Genomic DNA, 23,964 nt, shown 5'->3' with positions numbered 1-23,964 from the left:
GATTCTTCTTTATGAAGCACCCTAACATAGTAAAAAATTAACAAGTGTTGATTATCCAGAAGTTAGCTAGATGTGCGTGAAGGGGCACCAGGAGACTGGCCATTTCATTAAGAAAAAGGACCGATGATTGCCATCGCTCCCTTAAATAAGATTAGGCCGATTCCATGATTCTGGCTTTAGCCTCAGTTCTCTTTTTTCCAAACATACTTCAAGCCATGCCCATACTCATACAAACCTGGAATCGTCACGGGCAATTTACCCCTCGGAGAATTTGCCCCGAATAGGGTATCCACCGCCGCTTTTATAGAGACAGAGCGAAATCCATATGCGGTAACATAGGCATCTACCTCAGGAAACTTCATGATGTCGTAGGGATTACGAAAAGCGACGACGGTGATGGGTTTACCCAGTTTGGATAACTCCTGTACCAACTTCACCTGCTGGGGATAGAGACTTGCCGAATAGGTACCTACGATCAGGCGGTCCATTCCCCTTGCCATCTCTACAGCCTGAGCAATCTCGCTATCAGTGGGGCTAACCTTTGTCTGGTGAATTTCTGTTGTATTGGCATGGTAGGGAAGGACGTAGTCGCGGATGGAATACTGGCTAATAATCCCTAGTTTCTCATTCGCTTGCAATTTCAAAGGAAGTTGTTGGTTTTTATTTTTTACTAGGGTAATGGATTTTCTAGCCAATTGCATGGCTTTATTTTTGTGCTTAGGGGTTCCTACTCGCTCAGGCACCCTTTTTACATCGACTTGACGATGCTCGAACAACCCATATTTCCGTTTTACCTTGATAATCCGTCGAACAGAATCATTAATTCGTTTCTCTGAAATAGCACCTGAATGTACTGCTGCTACTAATTCGTTATACACATCCATCTGTTGGCCTGAGGTCAACTCAGGAGTTAGGAGAACAATATCGGCCCCTGCTTGAACTGCTTTCACCGATGCTTTTGGCACCCCTCCAAAGGTATCGGAAACACCTGCCATGGTCATCGAATCGGTGATAATAATCCCTTTGTAACCCATCTCTTTACGAAGTAAATCCGTTAAAATCGGTTTAGAGAGAGTAGCAGGTAATTCGGGGGTAGAATCGAGTGCTGGGACATGAATATGGGCCGTCATGATCGCGTCAATATTACTCTGGATCGCTCGTTTGAAGGGGACGAACTCTACCTTCTCCAGTTCTGCTCGTGGCTTATTAATCTCGGGTAAGCCTAGGTGAGAGTCCACAGCTGTATCTCCATGACCAGGGAAGTGTTTTGCTGTAGCGATCACACCGTGTCTCTGATAGCCCTTAATCGCTGCTTCACCTAAATCCGCAACCAAGGAAGGGTTCTCGCCAAAGGAACGCACCCCAATGACGGGATTGGCTGGATTCACATTGACATCTAAATCCGGGGCTAAATTCATATTGACCCCAATTGCCCTCAATTCATTCGCCGTAAAACGAGCCGCATCATAGGCTCCCTTGGATGACCGTGCCGCACCTAGGGCCATATTGCCAGGTAACTCCATCGCTCCTTGGGTTAAGCGGGCTACCACTCCACCTTCTTGATCCGTCGAAATTAAAAGGGGTACCTTCAGCCGTGTTTTAGCTGCAATCTCTTGTAATCCATTTGTTAGGTTTGCTACCTGGACAGGTTCTTTCACATTCTCTGACCAGGCAAACAAAATCACGCTTCCTGCACGAGTCCTTTGAATTAGATTACGAATTTCCTCCGTCGGCTCCGACCCTTTAAAGCCGACCATCATCATCTGACCCACTTTTTCTTCCACTGTCATCCGCTTCAGTACCCTCTCAACACTCTGTTCACCCTGATCCCCCCTTTTATGCCCCTCTGCACTGCTCATCGGTGCCCCGATAAACAGGGAGCATACAAGAAACAAGGACACTATCGTTCCCATAACCCTTCTCGACTTCATCCTCATCGCCTCTCTTTCTCTACCCATTGTATTGCAATGGGAATACAATGAAAATAAAGAAAATTCAAACCCTAGCACCCAGCCGCGATGTGTCTAAGATTGTTTTCAAATAGGGATTTAAAAACACTCCCTGAGGATCCATCCTTGAACGTAGCTCCTGAAAATCCTCCCAATGCGGATACATCTCAGCGAATTGCTCCGCCTTCAAACCATGCATCTTTCCCCAATGAGGGCGACCTTGGTAACGAAGGAAAATTTCCTCCATCGCCCGGAAATAAGGTCTCCACTCCATCCCTTTGTACATATGAACCGCTACAAATGCAGAATCTCGACCAAACGCTGGACTTAGCCAATTTTCCTCCCCACACACAAACCGACACTCCACCGGAAAATGAACAGCAAATCGTTCCTGTAAAATCCGTGATTTCATCTCTTCGAGCACCGACGGTAGTGCTTCGGCTGGGATACTGTACTCCATTTCAAAAAAACGAACCTTCCGCGGAGTCACAAAGATGTGTCGACTAACTCCTGTCTCCTTGACCGAAGGAATTCCCCAGGCAGATAAGCGGCTAACCTTCTCCGAAATACGAGGCTGTATGCGAGCCCCCTCGGAAAGACACCAAAAAAGACCATTTTCTAACACGTTGCGACTAAATCCCCCCCACCAACCACCCCTTGTAGCAGGCAAATCCGTCTTATTAATCCGCTTTGCCTGGACAATTTCTGTATAGGGAAACCAGTAGAACTCAAAATGACGATTCTCCCTCTTCAAATTCTCCAATGAATTCAATACTTCCTGTAATCCCATCCGCCGACTCTCTAATTGAAGCAAGTAACGTGGGAAAACACGGAGCTTTATCTCTACTATCAAACCCAGTGAGCCCAGAGAAATTCGCGAACCACAAAGGGTCTCTGGATTCTCCTCCTTGGTATGCGTCATAATCTCCCCATCCGCCGTCACAAAGGTGATTGCCACCACCTGACTGGAGATCGAACCAAAATTAACTCCAGTACCATGGGTCCCTGTACTAATCGCCCCTGCAATCGTCTGGGCATCAATATCCCCGAGATTTTCCATCGCCCACCCCTGCTCCTCTAACGCTAAACCCAGCACCGATAAAGGTGTACCTGCTCGGACCGTAGCCTCCTGACGGTCAGGATCGATCTTGACCACGCCCTGTAACCCTTCTAGAGAGACGAGGATTTCATCCGTTTCCACCAATGGGGTAAAGGAATGACCTGAGCCCACTGCTCGTATAGTCCGGCCAATAAATGCTGCCCGCCTCACTACATCCACCACCTCCTCGACGGTTACTGGACGCGCAATTTCCACCGGATGACATTCCACAGAGCCCGACCAATTTTTCCAGGGTACAGAAGAGATAGAATCCCTCATAAAAAGCACTTCCCTTCTCCACGGTAAGTTGGATGGCGATCCACGACTTGATCCCCCTTAATTACTAGGATCTCTGTAAAGCGCTCACACATTTCGCCAGCCTTGGCATGGCGAAAAAAGATAGGATCGCCTAAACCAAGCGCAAAACTTCCCTCGTATTGAACTGGAGTCTGTACCTCTCCAGCTCCCTCTAAGGGGAGAAGCTTCGCCCCCTCAGGTAACCATGGAGTAGGCAGGCGATCACTCCCACTAGCCCCTGAAGCAGGATAGCCGCCACCCAAACAGGTCACTATTCCAGGCGTGGGGCGCCGAGTGATCTCTAGAGCAAAGCCAGCCGCAGGCTCTCCTTGAAAGTCGCGATAATGATCAAAGAGGACCGAGCTAAAAAAACCAGAACCAGCAGCCACCTCTGTAATCACATCCTCCTGACTCGTCACCTTAAGACTACCTGTTCCCCCACCATTCACAAAGCGTAAAGATAACCCTAATTCCTTTAACTCCCTTATCCACTCTCCCCGTTGCTGCGCAATACGGCGAATCGAATGCCCTTTTAATAACCGCATCAAGCGATTAGTCAATGGACGGCCAGGCACTTGATCGCCCACTCCTGCCACCTGGGCTTCATACCCCATAATCCCTTCCAACTTTACCGATGGGGATTTTTCAATTCCCTTTACTACATCGATTAGCCGTTTTTGCGAACGAATCGGGGAACGCCGTACACCAAAATGAAGGCCTGGCCATGAAACAGACAGATCCATATCGAGACAAACAGGAAAAACCACTCCTATCCCTTGTCCGACCTCTTCTAATCGGGCAATATGCTCTTCATCGTCTACCATCAACGTCAGTTTCTTCCCGCGTAAAACCTCTTTCCCTACATCAGTTAGTGAAGTTCTTTCCCACGCAGGATAAGCCACCAATAAGTCATCCAACCCTTGCCGACTGAGAAATAAGGCCTCAGAAACTGTGTAACACATCACACCCTCAAATCGATCATCTGTCGCTAAAAGATGACGTATTAAGGGCACACAACGAATGGACTTGCTAACAATCCGAACTTTTTTGGATCCTGCGGCATGGAGAATCCGATCCTTATTCGTCGTAAGTGAATCCAGGTCTAAAAATGCAAGCGGCTTCGGGTAGTCGAGTAAAGCCCTTCGATACCGCTCATATCGATTCACCAAATGTCCCTCCCTTATCAATAAGATGGATGGAAAAACCCGCCATTGGGCGGGTTTTTCCATCTCACATCATGGTTTCAACAGGAGTTAGCGCTTTCTCCTCTTCTGCAGTAAACGGTCTGGAACGAATCAAAAATCGTACCCCCAGTGGGATCTCCAAGGAAAAGGAAGCCCCTCTTCCCTTGGTGATATCCACGGTCAATTGAGTATGCTCCCAGTAGGCAAATTGAGAGCGTGACATATAAAAGGGACAGCCATGCACTTCGCCAAGGAGAACATCTGATATCCCTGTTCGGAATTCACCCTGACGAAAACACATGGGAGAGGAGCCATCACAGCAACCTCCACTCTGATGAAACATCAACTCCCCATGTTCCCCCCGCAACTGATCGATTACCTTCTGCGCCTCATCAGTGACGAGCACGCGAGGCACTCGTTCCATAAAGACCCCTCCTTCCTTGACCTAGAACAGGCCAGTAGGGTTTTGGTCATAGGAAACCAATATATTTTTCGTCTGGCGATAATGATCCAACATCATTTTGTGATTTTCACGACCAATTCCAGATTGCTTATAACCACCGAATGCAGCATGGGCTGGGTAGTTATGATAGCAGTTCACCCAGACACGACCTGCTTCGATTTTACGAGCAATTTGGTAAGCCTGGTGGGTATCCCGTGTCCACAAACCTGCACCTAGCCCATATAAGCTATCGTTAGCGATTTCCAAAAGTTCCTCTTCATCCTTAAATGTGGTGACAGAGACCACAGGGCCAAAGATTTCTTCTTGGAAAATACGCATCTTGTTATTGCCCTCAAAAATGGTCGGTTGCACATAGAAGCCACCTGGGTGATGTTCATTTTTGAAAACATCGCCACCATAAAGGACCTTCGCGCCTTCTTTTTTACCGATATCAAAATAACTCAAGATCTTTTGGAACTGATCCTCAGATGCTTGGGCGCCCATCATGGTGGTTGGATCGAGTGGATCGCCAAGTTTTATGTTACGCACCCGCTCAATCGCTTTCTCCATAAACTCATCATAGATCGACTCTTGGATTAATGCACGAGAAGGACAGGTGCAAACCTCCCCTTGGTTCAGGGCAAACATCGTAAATCCTTCGACTGCTTTATCGAAGAAGGAATCCTTCTTCGCCATCACGCTTTCCGTAAAGATGTTGGGTGACTTTCCACCCAATTCGAGGGTAACTGGTTTAATGTTTTCCGAAGCAAATTGCATGATTAGTCGACCCGTTGTCGTCTCCCCAGTAAAGGCTATTTTGCCGATATCTGGGCAAGTAGCAAGAGCTTGACCCGCTTCTGGCCCAAATCCATTTACGATATTCAGCACACCTGGGGGCAGAATATCGGCGATGAGTTCAGCAAAGAGCAATACGGTCACAGGGGTTTGCTCGGCTGGCTTCAGAACGACACAGTTACCAGCGGCTAGGGCTGGCGCCATTTTCCAAACCGCCATTAGAAGAGGGAAGTTCCAAGGAATGATTTGACCGACGACACCGATTGGTTCTTTTACATGCATCGCGAGGGTTTTGGCATCGATCTCAGACATGCCGCCCTCTTCCGCCCGGATCACACCAGCAAAATAACGGAAATGGTCGCTCGCTAAAGGTAGGTCCGCCGCAAGACTTTCACGAATCGGCTTACCATTATCCCAAGTCTCCGATAATGCGAGTAATTCACGATTTTTATCTAACACATCAGCAATTTTGAGTAGCATTCGGCTCCGTTTTGCTGCTGGTGTATTTCCCCACCGTTCCTTCACGGCATGTGCTTTTTTTACTGCTAGTTCAATATCCTTTTTTTTGGATCGGGGAATGCGAGTGAAGACCTTTCCATCTACAGGAGACGGATTATCGAAATACTCACCACCAGCTGGTGGAACCCATTCACCGCCGATGAAATTTTCGTATTGTTTCTTAAACTGCAAGACACTTCCTTCGGTGTTCGGTTTTTTGTATCCGGCTAAGGTCACACTCATGACAAAACACTCCTCCTTCAAATTGTAAAACTGTGGAATCTAGATAAAGGACATGATCGTCCCTCTACAACACTTCAACAATATGAAAGCGCTTCCCTCCCTATTCACTGATTTTTTACAAAGACAGTATATGGAATAAATACTGTCAAAAAGGATAATGCCTCCTTAGAAAAAGTACGCCAGGAATCGTTTAGCTGAATCATTGCAATCATATTGCTTTTCCTATTGGGCTTTCACTGTCTTTATCCTAAAGGATCATTCGGTGAAAGCTACAGTTGTCTCACATTCAACGAATGAACCATCTATTTACAATCTATTCAAAAAATATTAAAATTTCATTGGTAGGATGTTTAATATTCTCTACTTTGTAAAATGTAGGAGGATGATGGATGACTTCCAATCGTAAATCACCCGCTCACCCCGAACGAAGAATCTTTCTTAAGTCACTGCTGGCAGGTTCCGCCCTTCTACTCTTAGAACATACCGGTGTGGACCGCTTTGCCCGTGCCTTTGCTGCTGAAGAATTCACTTCTGATTTTCCTCGCTATCTTCCTCAACAACCTCCTGGCCAAGGCTTTCCCCAATCGGTAGCCGCCGGGGATCCAACTGCTACAGGAGCCGTCCTATGGACAAGGGTGGACCCAACCATTCTTAATGGGATGACAGCCAAACACGTCGATCGTGGCCTCGTACAATGGCTCAATGGCTCTTCTCCTCCCGACTCTATCCGGCAAGCTATCCTAAAGGGAGAATTTGTGCTCCTTGAAATTTCTCTGACCCCCGACTTTAAAAAACCGATTCTTAGTGGGTATACTCCGATCTGGAAAGATTTCGACAATGTTGTCAAAGTGGATGTAGATGGAAAATTGGCTCCACGCACACTCTACTATTATCGCTTTATCACCCAGACAGGCCATGTCAGCCCTACTGGACGATTTAAAACACTGGTCGCAGCTGGGACCGAGTTATCCTCCGCACGTTTTGCTTATATCAGTTGTCAGGATTATGCCAGTGGTTACTTTCCGGTTTTAAGCTACGTCGCAGAAGAAGAGCTTGATTTTATTGTCCACCTTGGGGATTACGTCTACGAATCCGTCGATGAATCCGCCTATCAAAATCCACTTCCTGGCCGAAGCATCAAGTTGCCTAGCGGAGATTCTAAAGCCTTTACCACTGAGGATTATCGCACTCTCTACCGTACCTACCGCACAGACCCTCACCTACAACGCCTCCATGAAAACCACGCTGTCATCTCTATATGGGATGATCACGAATATGCCAACGATACGTACTATCCAGCGATAGCCCCCGATGACAACCTCACTTCTAATCCTACTAGGCGTCAAAGTGCCAACCGCGTCTGGTTTGAATATACACCTGCTCGTGTCGCCTTTGATGCGACAAAAGATTTTACTGACTCCCTACGTATCTATCGGACGGTACGCGTAGGAAATCTATGTGAGCTGATTCTGACTGATCAACGCCTTTATCGTAGTTCCCACCCCTGTGGTAGTGGAACCTTGGATCGATATTTTACGAATGGTTGCGCAACCATGAATGACCCCAATCAATCCATGTTGGGTACCCATTCTGGTCAAAAAGAGTGGTTCCTCCATCAATTAAAAACCTCGAATGCACTATGGAAAATCTGGGGCAACGAAGTTCAATTTACCCCACTGAAAGTATTGGGCCGTTGGCTGAACCTTGACGCCTGGGACGGATATGCAGGTGAACGCCTTGAAATTATCCGTAATTTGAAGGAAAACAATATCCAAAACTTTATCACCATTACAGGCGATCTTCATACCTTTGAAGCTAGTTTAATTAAAGAGAATTTCAATGAAGATTCTGATCAAAATGCTGTCGGTGTGGAGCTTATGGGTGGCTCCGTCACATCTGCCAACATCCTCGACATGGTCACTCAGTTATTTTCTAAGATAAAAAACTCCTCAAACCCGTTCCCTCTCGAAGCATTGGAGAAAATCACTCAAATGGATAAGGATATTGCACAACAAGTACAAGAAATAAAGGAAATGAGAAAAAAAGGACTTGTTACGATTTCTTCCTCACACCCACTCGTGGAAAAGCTATTTGAACAACTGATCAACTTGGTTCGCTTGGAAAATCCTTGGATCAAGCTTATCAATAGTAGTACCCACGGTTATTGTATCCTGGAACTATCTTCTGCCAAAACCACATGGACCGCGTATAGCGTGAACAATATTCGACAGAGTAGCACTTCCACTAAATCCTTGTTATTTCAATGTGAGGTACCACGAGATGAAGCAAAAATCGATGTTCTCCATAGGTGAAGACCACCCCCCGCGCAGTTGTGCACGGGGGGTGGTTTCACAGCGAAAAGGAGCTTTTTCCATCACGCTTCTCCAACTGCTACTTCCTCTGTCGGCATCGTCCCATCGTACATTGATTGGATCAACTCGCGATAACGCTCCTCGATCACCTTCATCTTCACCTTAAGAGTGGGTGTTAACTCCCCACCATCCACTGTCCACTCCCTATCTACAATGGCTGTCTTCTTAGGACGTTCAAAGGAAGCGAATTCCGCTGTCTTTTCCTCGACCTGTTGTACGATTAATTGCCGCACCTTGGGGTGGTTGATGATTTCTGTGAAGGTATCCGCTTCAATTCCTTCCCTTTTGGCCCAGGGACGAATATGTTCTATATCTGGAACAACTAAGGCAATTGTATACTTCCGCCCGTTACCGATTAGTGCAGATTGAGAAATAAAAGGGCTGTTATTCATTTCACTTTCTAAGGGCTGAGGAGCCACGTTTTTCCCTGTGGATAACACCAAAATACTCTTTTTGCGATCAATTAGACGCAGGTAGCCTTGCTCATCAAATTCACCTAGATCACCAGTATAGAACCAACCATCCTTGATCGCTTTGGCTGTCGCTTCTTCATTTTTATAATAACCTGCCATGACATTGGGTCCCTTGACCAACACTTCCCCATCAGGAGCAACACTTACCTCTACATTGGGAAGAGGCTTTCCGACAGTGCCGACTTTCGCCTTCATGGTAGGATTCGCAGTAATAATCGGTGATGTCTCCGTTAATCCATAACCTTCAATAATCGGAATATTCATCGCCCAGAAAAAGCGATTTACATCGGCATTTAGCGCAGCGCCCCCCGAAACCATCCCTCGTATTCTACCACCCAGTCGATCTCTCACTTTGCTATATACGAGGCGATCCGCTACTCGTAACTGTCGCCGAAGTGTAGGGGTGAGGGGATCACGGAAAACCCAATCCTCTTCATAAGAAGCTTGAAAACGATTATAACGTTCAATGCCCAGACTCATCGCCCAGTTGAAAATTTTCCGGCGTATGGGGGTAGCCTGTTTAATTTGTTCCAATACGGCGACAGATACCTTTTCAAAAAGGCGAGGGACACTCGTCATCATCGTTGGCCGGACTTCCAACAGGTTCTCTGAAATCTTATCGATTCCCTCAGCGAAAGCAACCGTAGAACCGACATATAGAGGAGCATACTGACCAACCATTCGCTCAAATACATGGGATAACGGGAGATAGGATAGACTGACATCCTCTCGACGTAAATCAACCACCCAGAATAGAACTCCTTCGATATTGGAAAGGAAGTTACCGTGAGTAAGCATGACACCCTTTGGTTTCCCCGTAGTGCCTGAGGTATGAATAATGGTAACTAACTGATCCCGATGAATCTTCATCCAGCCTTCTTCCCAAGCAATAATGGGCAGAGCCGCGCCTTCTTGTAATAGGTCTCGAAAGGATAGTACACCTTCTCCACGGGAAAGCCCTGGCTCAGGCTTCATCACTATAATATGTGATAAGTTTGCGTTACCCTCCTTTACCTTGGCGAACTGCGCTTCATTCTCTACGATCGCCGCAACACAGTCTGCGTTTTGTAACATATAAGCTACTTGATCGGCTGGTAGGGTCGGATAAATAGGAACGCTTACACCACCTAAACTAGCAATCGCCAAATCCGATACCGTCCACATTGGATTGTTCTCTGATAAAATCGCCACCTTATCTCCATCTTTGACACCAAGTCTTGCCAATCCCGCTGCAGCATCCCGAATTTGTTCCCAAAACTCCCGATAGGACAAATTTTTGTAAGCGCCTTCATTTTTCCACATCAAAGCCGTTTTATCAGGACAAGCTTCCACTGTCTTTTTTACCATCTCTACAAGGTTTCTCGATTTCAACAGAAGGCCTCCAATCCTGGGAAATCTAAACGATTTCATCCCATTATATATTTATGAAAAATTTCAGGAAATCTTCCCAGGCCTCTAATCATCTTTGATTACAATATTGTCAGGATGAAGCAGGAGCCCGTTTGCAAAATCGGTGTTCGTTGATTCCCCCCTTGTTTTGCTCTTCACTCTTCTAAATCATCTAGTTCTATACTATATATTTATCATTAAATTTAAACCACTACAACAAAAACGTTGTCTCCTAAAAATCAGAAGATGCTAAGAGCAACCTTGATTTTATCCCACCCCTTTTGCGATTCTTTGGTGAACCAATCTCTCTGCTGAAAATTTTCTTTCCACGTACATATTCCCGTGTTGCTGTCCCCAGTCAAAAATATCCTCAGCAAAGACGTCCTCATCCACATCTTCTGGCAAGTCCCCCAACACACTTACCGTCGATACAAAATGGAAGTGTATATTCTCTTGACACTCTGCGATTTGTAAGAGGCTTTCTGTTGACAAAAAAGAAGAAGTGCTTGGATATCCAAGCACTTCTTCTACTAAAATGATCTTATTTATCTTGTAAGGCGTTTCCTTTCTCCCATCGCAAAACCGGTTTACGGGCTGCCCTTACCTCATCGAGGCGTTTCACCAACGTTGTGTGGGGAGCTTCTTGGATCACTTCCGGATTTTCTTCCGCTTCCTTCGCGATCTTCCCCATCACCTCGATAAACTGATCTAAAGTCTCCTTGCTCTCGGTCTCTGTCGGTTCGATCATCATACACTCTTCCACGATCAGCGGAAAGTAGACGGTAGGCGGATGAACCCCGAAATCTAAGAGACGCTTTGCCATATCCAGCGTTCGTACACCTTGCTTCTTCTGCCGATTTCCTGATAGGACAAATTCATGTTTACAATGTTGCTTGAAGGGCACATCAAAATATTTTTCGAGCCGTTTCATCATATAGTTCGCATTAAGCACCGCATTTTCGGAAATTTGCCGAAGTCCATCTGGCCCCATCGTCCGAATATAGGCGTATGCTCGGACCAACATCCCGAAATTACCGTTAAAGGCCTTAACGCGACCAATCGATTGTGGTCCTTCGTAGTTAAGGAAATAGCCTTCCTCCCCTATAGATACGACGGGAACCGGAAGGAAAGGAACGAGGACATCCTTCACTCCTACTGGGCCGGATCCAGGGCCACCGCCCCCATGGGGAGTTGTAAAGGTTTTATGGAGGTTGAGATGCACCACATCAAAGCCCATATCCCCAGGGCGCGTTTTACCTAGGATCGCATTGGCATTGGCACCATCGTAATAGAGGAGTCCTCCCGCCTTATGGACGATATCGGCAATCTCCTTGATTTCTCGTTCAAAGAGGCCAAGGGTGTTGGGGTTGGTCAACATCAGTGCCGCCGTATCCTCTCCAACCACTTTCTTTAAATCAGCTACGCTTACAAGCCCTTCGTTGTTGGATGTAACAGTCACAGCTTCAAAACCAGCTACTGTTGCACTAGCGGGATTGGTCCCATGGGCAGAATCGGGTACGATCACTTTGTTTCGTTTAGTTTCGCCACGACTTTCATGGTACGCGCGAATCATCATCAGACCTGTCCACTCACCCTGGGCGCCCGCGGCGGGTTGTAAGCTCACTTGATCCATGCCCGTAATTTCAGCAAGATCTTGTTGCAATTCGTACATGAGTTGTAAGGCACCTTGAACGGTTTCCCCTGGTTGAAAGGGGTGAATTTTAGCAAATCCAGGGTACCTTACCACATCTTCATGCACTTTGGGATTGTATTTCATCGTACAGGAACCTAGGGGATAAAAGCCATTATCAATCCCATGATTGCGCCGCGAAAGTTCTGTATAATGACGAATTAAATCCAACTCCGATACCTCGGGAAATTCCGCAGGTATCTCTCGGATCATCCCCTCAGGCAACAGATTTTTCGGGTCAACATCAGGAACGTCATTTTCCGGCAAACTATATGCGACACGACCTGGTTTGCTGAGTTCAAAGATCAATTCCTTTTCTGCACTCATAGCAATCCCTCCAATTCAGCAACCAGTTCATCGATTTCTTCTTTCGTTCTCATCTCTGTCACAGCTAAGAGAGTAGAACCTATAAGTGCCTCATCATCCCGACCGAGATCATAGCCACCAATAATACGCTGTTTTATTAGAGCCTTATTCACCTCGGAAACAGGTTTGGACAGTTTGACAGCAAACTCATTAAAGAAAGGTTGCTCAAAGAGCGGCTCCACACCAGGTAGACGACTCAGCTGCTCTTGAGCATAATGAGCCTTGGAGAAATTGAGCCGGGCTAGTTTTTGCAGTCCTTCTTTTCCAAGGGCTGTCATGTGGACAGCAGCGGCCAGTGCGTTGAGTGCCTGGTTAGAACAGATATTGGAGGTAGCTTTCTCCCGTCGAATATGTTGCTCCCTCGCTTGAAGGGTCAATACAAAACCCCGAACATCCTCTTCATCCACTGTTTGCCCAACGATACGTCCAGGAACTTTGCGCATCAGCTTTCGTGTAACAGCAAAAAATCCGCAATGAGGACCTCCGAATTGCACTTGGATACCAAAGGGTTGTGCATCACCCACAACGATATCGGCACCAAATTCCCCAGGAGGTTTTAACAATCCAAGGGAAACGGGATTGGCGCTTACAATAAAGATCCCTTTATGTTGATGAGCAATCGGCTCGATAAGGGATAAGTCTTCGATATTCCCATAAAAGTTGGGGGATTGTACGATTACCCCAGCTGTATCACTATCGGAAGCTGCTTGGAGTCTCTCAAGATCTGTAATTCCTTCACGACAGGGGATCTCGATAACCTCTAGCCCCAATCCCTTCGCCTGAATCGCTAAAATATGGCGTGCTTCTGGATGTACCGCCGCCGAAACGAGAATCTTTTTCTTACCAGAAACCGAAGAGGCAACACCAGCCGCTTCAGCTAATGCTGTGGGACCATCATACATCGAGGAGTTCGCGACTTCCATCCCTGTCAATTCACAAATCATCGTCTGAAATTCAAAGATCGCTTGCAACTCCCCTTGGCTAATCTCAGGTTGATAGGGAGTATACGCTGTATAAAACTCAGAGCGTGAGATCACATGATTAACCACACTCGGTACATAATGCTCATACGCTCCTGCCCCGAGGAAGGATGCATATTGATCAAAAGATGCATTTTTTTGCGCTAAACGCCCCATATGCTTAGTAAGGGCTGGTTCAGACAGCGGCTTTGGCACCGCTAAGCTCCCCTGAAACCGGATCCCTTCTGGGATATCTTGAAATAGTTCATCAACAGACTCGATGCCGAGTACTGACAGCATTTCCCGTCGGTCCTGCTCTGTCATTGGTAGATAACGATATGTCATCCGGTCTCCTCCTCCGCGACTATTCTCTTCATTGTGAGCGTTTATAAAAAGGGGTGGGAACGATTTTCGCTGCCACGCGTTTACCACGAATCTCTACTTCAAGCTCTTGGCCTAACTCTGCTAATTCACTCTTAATCAGTGCAAGTCCTACATTTTTTTGTAATGTAGGCGATTGTGTCCCACTAGTAACAACACCGATTTCCTCTTCCCCACGATAAACAGAGTAATGAGAGCGCGGAATCCCACGTCCTGTCATCTCTAAACCTACCAACTTGCGTGGGGCACCTTCCTCTTTCTGTCTTGCTAATACTTCTCTACCAATAAAGTCCCCTTTATCCGGCTTTACAGCAAATCCGATCCCTGCTTCGATCGGACTAACACTTGCGGATAATTCATTTCCATAGAGAGCAAGCCGCGCCTCAAAACGAAGTGTATCCCGAGCACCTAATCCGCAAGGGATCACCCCTACATCCTCACCCGCTTGCAAAATTTTATTCCATAATACAGAGGCATCCTCTGCTGGTAGATAGATTTCAAAACCATCTTCACCAGTATACCCTGTACGGGAAACTAAACCATGAACCCCTGTAAGTTCGACATCCTCAACAAAACGGAACAATTTGATTGCATTTAGATCCGTCTCAGTCAGCTTTTGCAATACCGATTGTGCTAAGGGGCCTTGTAGAGCAAGTTGAGATGTCTTTTCAGAGATATCTGTCACTTCTACTTCGCCTGTGACGTGCTTTTCAATCCACTCCCCATCTTTAGCGATGTTGGCTGCGTTCACCACAAGCAAAAAGGAAGTCTCCCCCTTGCGATAGACCAATAGATCATCTACAGTGCCTCCATCAGGGTAGCACATCGCTGTGTACTGAGCTTGTCCAGGCACTACCTTCGTCAGGTCGTTCGTCGTCAGCCGTTGCAATAATGAGAATGCATCTGGACCCTTAACCTCGATTTCCCCCATATGGGAAACATCAAAGAGTCCCGCCTTTTCCCGCACTGCTTCATGTTCCCTTTTAATCCCGGAAAACTGGACTGGTAGCTCCCATCCGCCAAAGGGGACGAGCTTCGCCTCATCCTTATACACAGGATAGAGTGATGTCCGTTTTAATTCGGCCATAATTTTCACCTCCATGAGAATTGGAACTGCGTATGCAACTGGAGTGAAAGCTTCCTCATCTACCCCCTGTCCATGGTACCTGAGAGTTAAACCCGAATAAACCGGGTGTGCCCCTTGGGTGGCCATCGAACCAAGCGCTTTCCAGAGGAACGTCCGACGGGCGTCCTTTTGCCTGAGAGATTCACCCGAATGGGCTTGCTCCTTCGGCGCCACAACATTGTGGTCTCTCCTCCCGCCATCAACCGCCGTAGCTAGGAAATTTCCTTTCCATTGTGCCATAACTCTCTTTTTATTTCGATACCCTGCTGTAATCCTGTTCTACAACTCTATAAAAGATGTGCTCTTCTCTTCTACCATTCGTCTAGTCAACTTCTTTCTAATAGCATATGAATATATCAAGAAAGCGAGAAAGGATCAGAAAGATTTAGTTACACAAAAACGTCTTCCAAGATTTCAATCTCGCAATTTCCTTGAAAGGGGGTGACATAATGTCCGACTGGTGTCATGATCCATGTTGGTGTGATCCAAAACATGATCGTAAACATGATCGAAAAAAACGCGATAAAAAAGATGATGGTTGTAATACTAAAGTCGTCAACGTCAATGTCAACATTCTCAACAATGGTTCTATAGAAGATGCTGTTGATACTGATGGCGCAAAAAAAAAGTAGAAATCTCAGAAATCTTAAAAAATAGTGGCCTGTCAGAAGACGAAGCTCAAAGCATTGTTCAAGTAATCCGCAAGCATATCAAACGATAACTCTTCTACTTCGACCGGTCTTACTAGGCCGGTTATTTTTTTAGAAATAAATACTCATCCATGCCCTAGCGAGAATGGGAGGGGTATATACCATGTTTTTCGATGAATGGGAATGCTTAAAATGTCAGGAGTCAAAAAAACAAAAAAAAATCACCAACGTCAATGTGAACATCATCGATACCTCTGAATTGTTAGCGGCTATGCAAGCTCAACATAAGGAAATTCAAGCACTGCGTAAAGAAGTACAACAATTACAAAACCAGGTAAGAAAAAGCAGCAAAAAATAAATCCTCTACTCATACCACCAGAAGTTAGAACGGACCTCAGGATACACTTCTGGGGTCCGTTCTACTGTCATAGTCTCGTTCGACTGCTCGAACTAGGAAAAAGTTTCACTAGTTTTCTCTGTAGATAAGTGCGCCGATGGTAAATATACGAAAGAATGCGTCGATGTTCTTGGCGAAATTCTTCGATATCCCTAGATTTATAGGGTTCTTTTTGTACATAAGGAGTCAGCTGTCGATAGAAATTTTGAATAACCGGTTGTAAAACTTTAGGATGAAAATATTTCCGGAGGATCACGGTCATGATTTCACAATATCGCTTGCGATAAGCAGGAACCGCCAATAATCTAGCCGTTAGCTGATTGTCCCCACGAATGGAGACAAAGTTGGGTTTCATTACCTTCCCATTACAATCTCGCCCCCAAGTTGCATCAAAATCCCAGGGGATAATTTGAAAACGACCCGTCTGATGATTACGGTAAAGAGCGTAATTATGAAGAAACCCATCATAATTTTGTGTACAGACAACGCCTGCTAACCAACGAAGATAATTTTCTACATCTAAAAAGTTCCCCACCTTCGTTCCAAAAACGGAAGGACGAGTTCCATTGACCCATGCTAGAAAACTGCGCAAAGCCTCATCGTCATTTGAATAACCTTCCTTCCGCTCATATCCTGAAAGTAGATCATCTTTGAGTTGATTCAGGGAGTTTTTCTTAGAAAAATTGGCATCATCATTTATTGCATAATGAATCGAACCACTTGGTTTATTTCGCCTGCGAATAAATGAAGCATTCACCGACTCTAATGCAAGGTAAAGTCCTTCATCATGTTTATTTATCCTCAACCACACATGACGCGAACGAGGGGACATCACACCGATACTTCTAAAAAAATCAAGGGAAAGTTTGTTTCGGATAAAGGAGTTATCCACGTATTCCGCATTGAGATGCAATTCGTGTCCTTGATCTTGGTCAGTAATATAATACGATTTTTTTGAAAAGTAACGTGTGTGTGCTCCTCGATAACAGCACCCCACTCTTATACATTCCCCGTCTCCTGCCTGGAGCAGAGCAGGTGCAGGATGGCTACTCCATATATTATATTTCATATGTTGCCACACCGCTGGATCGATCTGCAGAGAGTATATAGGAAGTGTGGACTTCTGCACATCTATCCCCCCATCCCATCTTCTGTTCCTACTACAATATGAATAGGTTGTCATTCGTGAACGGCTTCTGAAAAAACCATCATTCGTCTCTAGACACCTCCGCCCTAGTTCACACCCTTCCTTTTCTAGGTCTCTGACACATAATGAGAGGAAAATACACTCATACTAGGATGGATTGTTCATTCTAATTCCGACGGAGGTATCTGGATGGAATCTATACCTATTCGTATGGATCGTACATGGTTAAACAATTTTCTAAAAAACATGGATCAAGATGCTGGATGGTCCACATGGGAAGGTTATCGGCTTGCCTTGGAAGCGGCTGATCACCAACGTATTCCTGATTTTGACACCCTCCGTTGTTTGGAATATGTTACTGGATTTGACCCTCTACCCCACCAAATCGAAACCGCCCAACGTGTTCTAGGAGAAATGAAAGGACGAGCTATTCTAGCTGATGAAGTAGGCCTTGGTAAAACCATTGAAGCTGGTCTTATTCTAAAAGAGTACATGGTACGGGGGCTTGTCAAAAGCGCTCTCATCCTTGTCCCTTCTTCCCTCGTCATCCAATGGACCCGTGAATTAAATCAAAAGTTCCAAATTCCTGCCACACCACAGAAAAAAGAGTGGATGTGGGAGCAATATGATATTCTCGTTGCTTCGATTGACACAGCAAAACGAGATCCCCATCGAAGTAAAGTACTTAATCGCCACTATGACCTCCTGATCGTTGACGAAGCTCATAAATTAAAAAATCGACGCACAAAAAACTGGCAATTCATTAATGAAATGAAGAAAAAGTACTCCCTCCTGCTTACAGCAACACCCATTCAAAATGATCTACACGAGTTGTACAACCTGGTCACGTTATTAAAACCGGGCCAATTGGGCCAGCAAACCTCCTTCAACACCACGTATGTAGCTGGCAAGCGAAAGCCTAAAAATGAAGAACAGCTACGGGATGAGGTACGCCGGGTCATGATTCGCAATAAGCGGAGTGATGGACATATCGCCTTTACCAAACGTCATGTCCGTACTATACCCATCACACTCTCTCCTGCTGAACGCGCCCTGTACGATGGAATAACTCAGTTTGTCCGAGAGCAGTATCAGTCCGCCCATAGTCAGTTAAAAAGCCTTCTCTCTTTGATCACTTTGCAAAGGGAGGTATGTAGTAGCCGAGATGCTGCTTTCCTTACCCTTTTTAAGTTGCTTAAACGGGGAACGGAAGGAAAAGATACCCTTTCACCCGAAATTACTCAACTTGTTGAACTACTCCGCGCTGTGGAAACTCAATCAAAAGTTGAAGAAGCACTTCGACTTGTACAGGAAATTAATGATAAGGTGATTATTTTCACCGAATATCGAGCTACCCAGGACCTATTGATTCGCGCTCTCAATGAACGGGATATCTATGCTGTTCCCTACCGTGGTGGCTTTGCACGCAATAAAAAGGATTGGATGCGAGAGATCTTCCAAAATCGCGCCCAGGTGATGGTTGCAACCGAGGCTGGAGGAGAAGGAATCAACCTTCAATTCTGTCACCACATCATTAACTACGATCTGCCTTGGAATCCGATGCGAGTCGAACAAAGGATCGGTCGTGTTCACCGCTTAGGTCAATCCCAAGATGTAACAATCTTTAACTTTGCGACCGAAAATACTATCGAAGAACATATTGTCTGGCTTCTTCATGAAAAGATCGATATGTTTCGCTCTGTTATTGGAGAAGTGGACACCATTCTGGAGCAAATGGGCTTAAACGAAGATGTGGAGAAAAACCTAATGCGTATTATGCTAGAGTCTCAGGATGACACAGAGATCAAAGAAAAACTCAACATACTGGGGGATAAATTTACCATTGCTGAAGAAGAAGTACGGTCAGAAATTGAGAGACGGGAAGTGTTGATGGATGGAACCCAGCCAAGTTAGATCCTTAGCCCTTCGATATTTAGAAGCATATGGCTGTCAGATCATCGAGACGCATCCAGACTATATAGAGAGCCGTCTATCGATACAAGTGGATAAGGATCTTATCCACCGCCCTTTTTATTGGATGTATGTAGAGAAGATGGGCTTGGAACCTCAGCCCGCCACACTGTTATTCACCTTTGAACCAGGGAAGGCCCCTCCTGGAGTTCGTGAGGATCTTCTCACCTCAGGAGCCCCACGTTTTCAACAAATGCTTCTTTCTGCACGCAAAAACGGCCGTTTTGTTCGTCTATATGAGGATAACAGCCGACGAGTGCAACGGAGGGACTCTCTTCCCTATGAACCATGGCTTGCTCTTCATTACCAGATTTCTTTTCTATGTGATCGAAAAAAAGATGATCTGGTGAGTCTAGGAATCCATCTTAGAACAGGGGAGATCGTTGAGAATTTTGATCAACAACTCCAACATCGAGAATGGAGCCATAGGCTACCGGATCGACGTCATACCCTCCCTCTACTCCTATCCATTCCAGAAGCCGTCGGAGAATTAGAGTATTGGCTTCAAGGCTGGATTGAACACCAGGACCTCACATGGGCGGATCATGCAATGGCACAGCTCAATCAGGAGCTAGCCCAACTCCATGCTTTTTACCCTGAAGAGTGGCGAATGAGTGACTCCCTCCACGAAGAGAAAAAACAGCGGTTACGTGAAACGGTCTGGCAATACCACCCCCGCGTGGAGGTAGAAACCGTTGGGGCAGGGCTCTTTTACCTTACTTCACAAAAGGAATAGTCCACTCTCTCTATCCGATAAAAACATGGGTCAGTCCCATCCGCTGGATCCGTTGCAAGCGCGCCTCTGCATTTGAACGAACTTGAAAAGCACCGGCTTGAACCTGGTAGTATTTCTGGGATAATCCCACATTCATGATGATCGATTCAATACCCCCTAGTCGTAGAAACCGCTGTCTTGCTACCGCTAGGTCTCGATCCAAAAAGGAGCCCGCGATAATTCGATAGACGATCCCGGCCCGTCTAGAAGATAATTGCAAAGCTCTAGCAACCCCTTCTCCCATTGCATGAGCCAACGTCGTCATAAAGGAGTGATTTTGTAAGTATCGTCGCTCCTTCATGGTATCGATAAATAAAGACTCCAAAAGCACCCCAGGCATCCTTGTGTAACGAAGAACATAAAAATCCGCCTGTTTTTCTCCACGGTCGATGATCTTGTAGGGTTCCAGAAGACTCATTACCTTGGAATGAAGTCGATGTTGTGCAGTTAAATATGCATTCGGCGTTGAGGTACTCTTCACATAACTTTCCCATCCCTTCTCCCCACCCGAATTGATGTGAAGGGAGCAAAAAAAGTCGGCATTCAACTGATTAGCATACGCAACTCGTTCTAAAAGACTAAGTGTACGATCGGTTGTCCTTGTCATACAGACATGAACACGATATCGACTCATCAGATAGCCTCTCATCCTAAGAGATAGTTGAAGGGTCAAATCCTTCTCTCGCAAGTCCCCCACAACTACTCCTAAATCATTCCCTCCATGACCTGGGTCAACAACAATTTTCACCATATAATAGAAATCATCTCCTTACTCTCCTTCCTATAAGTATATGAATCCTTCTCCTAGCCGCTTAGTACGAAAGCGGATGAGAGCAATACAAATTCAACACAAAAAAGACTTCCCAAAGGAAGTCTTTTTTGTGAATGAATCAATACAGTGTGGAGTCTTCCAGACCAAGGGAACGACGGTAAATCCATTGATAGTCCTCTACCCGTTTAATCACACGTGGGTTCCCAAAGGTTTGCGGATCTTCAAGAGCAGCTTGAGCGTACCGTTCGATTTGTTCTGGATCCACCCCTTGCTCGATCAAGCTGGGGATTTCGACATCCGCCACTAACTCTTCAACTGCAATGACAGCAGATTTTGCTGCTTCTTCCAAGGTCATCCCTTCCGTGTCTACACCCATCGCTTCAGCAATCCGGGCAAATTTCTCAGGGAAGCCCATCCAGTTAAATTCCATAACTGGAGGGAGCATAGCAGACACACACTGACCATGCATGACGGGAACCATCCCACCAAGGGTCTGAGCCATTGCATGAGCCGCACCTGCTGAGTCACTACCATAGGAAAGCCCTGCTAACATAGCAGCTTGAGCCATACCATAACGTGCTTCAATGTCACTGCCATTGGCGTAGGCGCGACGCAGATATTTCGCTGCATATTCAATGGCCAGTAATGCAAAAGCATCGGTGATCGGCTGAGACTGATGCATGGTGTAACACTCAATGGCATGGGATAGCGCATCTACACCCGTTGCTGCTGTAATATGAGGCGGCATCGACATATGGAGCTCAGGATCGATGATTGCTAGATGTGCTGGGATCAAAGGGCCACCCACGTTAAATTTGATTTCTCGTACAGGGTCTTTAATCACTGCCCACTGGGTTACTTCAGATCCAGTACCCGCTGTTGTCGGGATCGTGGTAAGGGGAGGAATTCGATTTTCCAGAGGTTTCCCAGCATCTGATGCTTCATAGGTTAAAAGTGGTTCAGGGTGAACCGCTTCTACTCCGATAGCTTTGGCTGTATCCATGGAGCTACCCCCACCAATCGCTACCAAGCCATCACAGCCCTGTTCTTTATAGATGCTACTTCCTTTTGCTATGAGATCGGTATCCGGTTCTCCTTGAATCTCGTGGAAAATATAAACTCCTAGACCTGCCGCCTGCAAGGATTCAGCGATAGGATCAATAATCCCGGCTTGATAAATCCCATTATCGGTTACAATCATTGCCTTCGTAACGCCCAACGCTTTAATTTCATCTGCAGCTTGCTTAGAAGCACCAATTCCAGATACTACTTTGGTTGGCATAATAAAATTCTTCTGATCCATCATTTGTTCAAATCGCATGGTCATTAGTGTTCAGCCTCCTCGTGATTCTCTTTAGTTGAACCAACCCATCGGTTGTGGGTTCAGATTTTTGAAGATGTGTTTCTGTTCGGTGTACTCTTCTAGCCCTGTTTTACCAAGCTCACGGCCAATGCCTGATTGCTTATAGCCGCCCCAAGGTGCTTGAGGGAAATAGGGGTGAAAATCATTAATCCAAACTGTCCCCATTCGTAAGCTCCGACTTACACGCTGAGCTCGATTCATATTCTGAGTCCAAACAGCACCTGCTAACCCATATACAGAGTCATTGGCAAGGGCAATCGCTTCTTCCTCCGTCTTAAAGGTTTCAATCGTCAAGATTGGACCAAAAGTTTCCTCTTGCACAATCCTCATACGTGCATCGCATCCATCAAAGATCGTAGGCTCTAGGAAAAATCCTTTTTCAAACTCGGGTCCTTCCGGCCGTTTTCCACCGATGAGGAGTTTAGCTCCTTCTTCTTGACCTACTTGAATATAGCCTTCTACCTTTGCACGATGCTCTGCTGAAGTAAGCGGACCGATTTGGGTAGATTCATCCATCCCATTACCGAGACGGATTTTTTTCACCCGTTTTACAAGCTCATCCACAAACTTATCGTGGAGGCTCTCTTCGATGATTAATCGAGCTCCTGCGGAGCAAACTTGTCCAGCATGAAAATAAACAGCATTCATCGCATAATCCACAGTGGTCTCAAAGTCACCATCCGCGAAAACGATATTGGGGTTTTTACCACCCAATTCGAGAGCAATTTTTTTCATATTGCCGCTAGCGGCCTGCATCACTTTTCGTCCTGTTTCAATTCCCCCTGTGAAGGAAACTAAATCGACTTGATTAGATTCTGCTAACTCTGCACCTACCGTTGCCCCTGGGCCCGTCACAACATTGACAACACCTGTCGGAAATCCAACCTCTTCCATCAACTCGGCTATTTTCAAGGTAGTTAATGGTGTAATTTCACTGGGTTTGATAACCAACGTACATCCAGCTGCTAAGGCGGGGGCGAGCTTCCATGAGGCCTGAAGTAACGGATAATTCCATGGGGTGATCATGCCACAAACCCCAACGGGTTCACGGACCACTTGGCTAGTCGCATCCGGCATCGGCGGATCGATCGTTTCACCACCATCTTTATCTGCTAATCCTGCATAATAGCGAAATACGCCTGCAATATCTTCCATGTCCGCGCGACTTTCCACAAGGGTTTTACCAGTATCGAGGGTTTCTAGCTTTGCCAATTCTTCATTATTCTGCTCAATAAGGGCTGCTACCTCAAATAGCTTCTTCCCTCGTTCTGTAGCAGGCGTATGCGGCCATTCTCCATTGTCAAAAGCAGCCCTTGCCGCCTGAATCGCTTTTTGTGTATCTTCACGACCCGCTTCAGGAACGATGGCGACCGTCTCCTGATTAAATGGGTTGATAATTTCTCGAGTTTCTCCAGACTCTGCTCCGATCCATTTGCCATTCACAAACATTTTTTTCGTTTCCAAGGTTTCACCCCTTATTGTTTGTACAGTTTTTTCTGTACGAACTGTTTAATTCTAATAATACCATTTCCCTTTCCGATTTGACAACCCGTCCCCTTTTTATTATGTACATTTCGTTATGCTTTCATTTTATAGCACCATCCCAACGCTCCTATTTTCGGTGTA

General features: G+C 45.9%; 19 protein-coding genes and 1 riboswitch. Of the genes, 5 read left to right on the top strand and 14 right to left on the bottom strand.

Annotation, left to right across the window (positions count from 1 at the left end; translation table 11 throughout):
• Nucleotides 1–182: 182 nt before the first annotated feature.
• From BLV90_RS03170 to BLV90_RS03150, 5 genes are all read right to left on the bottom strand, one after another.
• Nucleotides 183–1,931, bottom strand: a complete 1,749-nt coding sequence (locus BLV90_RS03170; RefSeq protein WP_177167871.1) for a glycoside hydrolase family 3 protein — start codon at nt 1,929–1,931, stop codon at nt 183–185.
• Between the two features lie 64 nt (nt 1,932–1,995).
• Complete coding sequence (locus BLV90_RS03165; RefSeq protein ID WP_091736031.1) at nt 1,996–3,327, bottom strand: D-arabinono-1,4-lactone oxidase; 1,332 nt, start codon at nt 3,325–3,327, stop codon at nt 1,996–1,998.
• Nucleotides 3,324–4,511 carry an amino acid deaminase/aldolase gene (locus BLV90_RS03160; protein WP_245726234.1) on the bottom strand — a complete coding sequence of 396 codons (1,188 nt, stop codon included), beginning with the start codon at nt 4,509–4,511 and terminating at the stop codon, nt 3,324–3,326. The genes BLV90_RS03165 and BLV90_RS03160 overlap by 4 nt, the downstream gene beginning before the upstream one ends.
• 64 nt (nt 4,512–4,575) lie before the next feature.
• On the bottom strand, nt 4,576–4,953 hold the full coding sequence (locus BLV90_RS03155) for a DUF779 domain-containing protein (protein WP_091736026.1): 378 nt from the start codon (nt 4,951–4,953) through the stop codon (nt 4,576–4,578).
• 21 nt (nt 4,954–4,974) lie between these two features.
• Nucleotides 4,975–6,507: an aldehyde dehydrogenase family protein gene (locus tag BLV90_RS03150; RefSeq protein WP_091736023.1), complete on the bottom strand. Its 1,533-nt coding sequence runs from the start codon at nt 6,505–6,507 to the stop codon at nt 4,975–4,977.
• A gap of 389 nt (nt 6,508–6,896) precedes the next feature.
• On the opposite strand from BLV90_RS03150, the gene BLV90_RS03145 reads away from it, so the two are divergent.
• The gene (locus tag BLV90_RS03145; protein WP_091736020.1) at nt 6,897–8,819 is read left to right on the top strand and encodes an alkaline phosphatase D family protein; all 1,923 of its coding nucleotides are present in this window, start codon (nt 6,897–6,899) and stop codon (nt 8,817–8,819) included.
• A 62-nt stretch (nt 8,820–8,881) separates the two neighbouring features.
• Here the strand turns inward: BLV90_RS03145 and BLV90_RS03140 are convergent, their stop codons facing one another.
• The 5 genes from BLV90_RS03140 to gcvT form a co-directional block, all read right to left on the bottom strand.
• A complete protein-coding gene (locus tag BLV90_RS03140) occupies nt 8,882–10,723 on the bottom strand; it encodes an AMP-dependent synthetase/ligase (protein ID WP_245726233.1) in 1,842 nt (613 codons plus the stop codon).
• A 285-nt stretch (nt 10,724–11,008) separates the two neighbouring features.
• Complete coding sequence (locus BLV90_RS16790) at nt 11,009–11,263, bottom strand: SDR family oxidoreductase (protein WP_177167870.1); 255 nt, start codon at nt 11,261–11,263, stop codon at nt 11,009–11,011.
• 19 nt (nt 11,264–11,282) lie between these two features.
• On the bottom strand, nt 11,283–12,758 hold the full coding sequence (gcvPB, locus tag BLV90_RS03135; RefSeq protein WP_091736017.1) for an aminomethyl-transferring glycine dehydrogenase subunit GcvPB: 1,476 nt from the start codon (nt 12,756–12,758) through the stop codon (nt 11,283–11,285).
• Nucleotides 12,755–14,101, bottom strand: coding sequence for an aminomethyl-transferring glycine dehydrogenase subunit GcvPA (gcvPA, locus tag BLV90_RS03130; protein WP_091736014.1), 1,347 nt, complete (start codon nt 14,099–14,101; stop codon nt 12,755–12,757). The genes gcvPB and gcvPA overlap by 4 nt, the downstream gene beginning before the upstream one ends.
• Before the next feature lie 28 nt (nt 14,102–14,129).
• Complete coding sequence (gcvT, locus tag BLV90_RS03125) at nt 14,130–15,224, bottom strand: glycine cleavage system aminomethyltransferase GcvT (protein WP_091736011.1); 1,095 nt, start codon at nt 15,222–15,224, stop codon at nt 14,130–14,132.
• A 150-nt stretch (nt 15,225–15,374) separates the two neighbouring features.
• Nucleotides 15,375–15,466: riboswitch (glycine riboswitch) on the bottom strand.
• Between the two features lie 246 nt (nt 15,467–15,712).
• Here gcvT and BLV90_RS03120 point away from each other — a divergent pair.
• The gene (locus BLV90_RS03120) at nt 15,713–15,895 is read left to right on the top strand and encodes a hypothetical protein (protein WP_091736008.1); all 183 of its coding nucleotides are present in this window, start codon (nt 15,713–15,715) and stop codon (nt 15,893–15,895) included.
• A gap of 181 nt (nt 15,896–16,076) precedes the next feature.
• Nucleotides 16,077–16,271, top strand: coding sequence for a hypothetical protein (locus BLV90_RS03115; protein ID WP_091736005.1), 195 nt, complete (start codon nt 16,077–16,079; stop codon nt 16,269–16,271).
• Between the two features lie 67 nt (nt 16,272–16,338).
• On the opposite strand, the gene BLV90_RS03110 is transcribed toward BLV90_RS03115, so the two are convergent.
• Complete coding sequence (locus BLV90_RS03110) at nt 16,339–17,439, bottom strand: CotH kinase family protein (protein WP_177167869.1); 1,101 nt, start codon at nt 17,437–17,439, stop codon at nt 16,339–16,341.
• A 207-nt stretch (nt 17,440–17,646) separates the two neighbouring features.
• Between BLV90_RS03110 and BLV90_RS03105 the strand changes: the two genes are divergently transcribed.
• A complete protein-coding gene (locus tag BLV90_RS03105; protein WP_091735998.1) occupies nt 17,647–19,371 on the top strand; it encodes a DEAD/DEAH box helicase in 1,725 nt (574 codons plus the stop codon).
• Entirely contained in the window at nt 19,352–20,164 is an 813-nt protein-coding gene (locus tag BLV90_RS03100; RefSeq protein WP_091735996.1) for a YqhG family protein, read from the top strand. Before BLV90_RS03105 ends, BLV90_RS03100 begins: the two co-directional genes overlap by 20 nt.
• Nucleotides 20,165–20,174: 10 nt before the next feature.
• On the opposite strand, the gene BLV90_RS03095 is transcribed toward BLV90_RS03100, so the two are convergent.
• From BLV90_RS03095 to betB, 3 genes are all read right to left on the bottom strand, one after another.
• Entirely contained in the window at nt 20,175–20,954 is a 780-nt protein-coding gene (locus BLV90_RS03095; protein WP_091735993.1) for an N-acetylmuramoyl-L-alanine amidase, read from the bottom strand.
• Between the two features lie 139 nt (nt 20,955–21,093).
• Nucleotides 21,094–22,302, bottom strand: a complete 1,209-nt coding sequence (gene gbsB / locus BLV90_RS03090) for a choline dehydrogenase (protein ID WP_091735990.1) — start codon at nt 22,300–22,302, stop codon at nt 21,094–21,096.
• Nucleotides 22,303–22,329: 27 nt separating this feature from the next.
• Nucleotides 22,330–23,787 (bottom strand): betaine-aldehyde dehydrogenase, encoded by a 1,458-nt coding sequence (gene betB / locus BLV90_RS03085; RefSeq protein WP_091736291.1) that lies wholly within the window; start codon nt 23,785–23,787, stop codon nt 22,330–22,332.
• Between the last annotated feature and the right edge of the window lie 177 nt (nt 23,788–23,964).

Origin of the sequence: Marininema mesophilum (assembly GCF_900106775.1) — a bacterium.
GTDB classification, from domain to species: Bacteria; Bacillota; Bacilli; order Thermoactinomycetales; family DSM-45169; genus Marininema; species Marininema mesophilum.
This window is presented reverse-complemented; position numbering and strand designations above follow the sequence as displayed.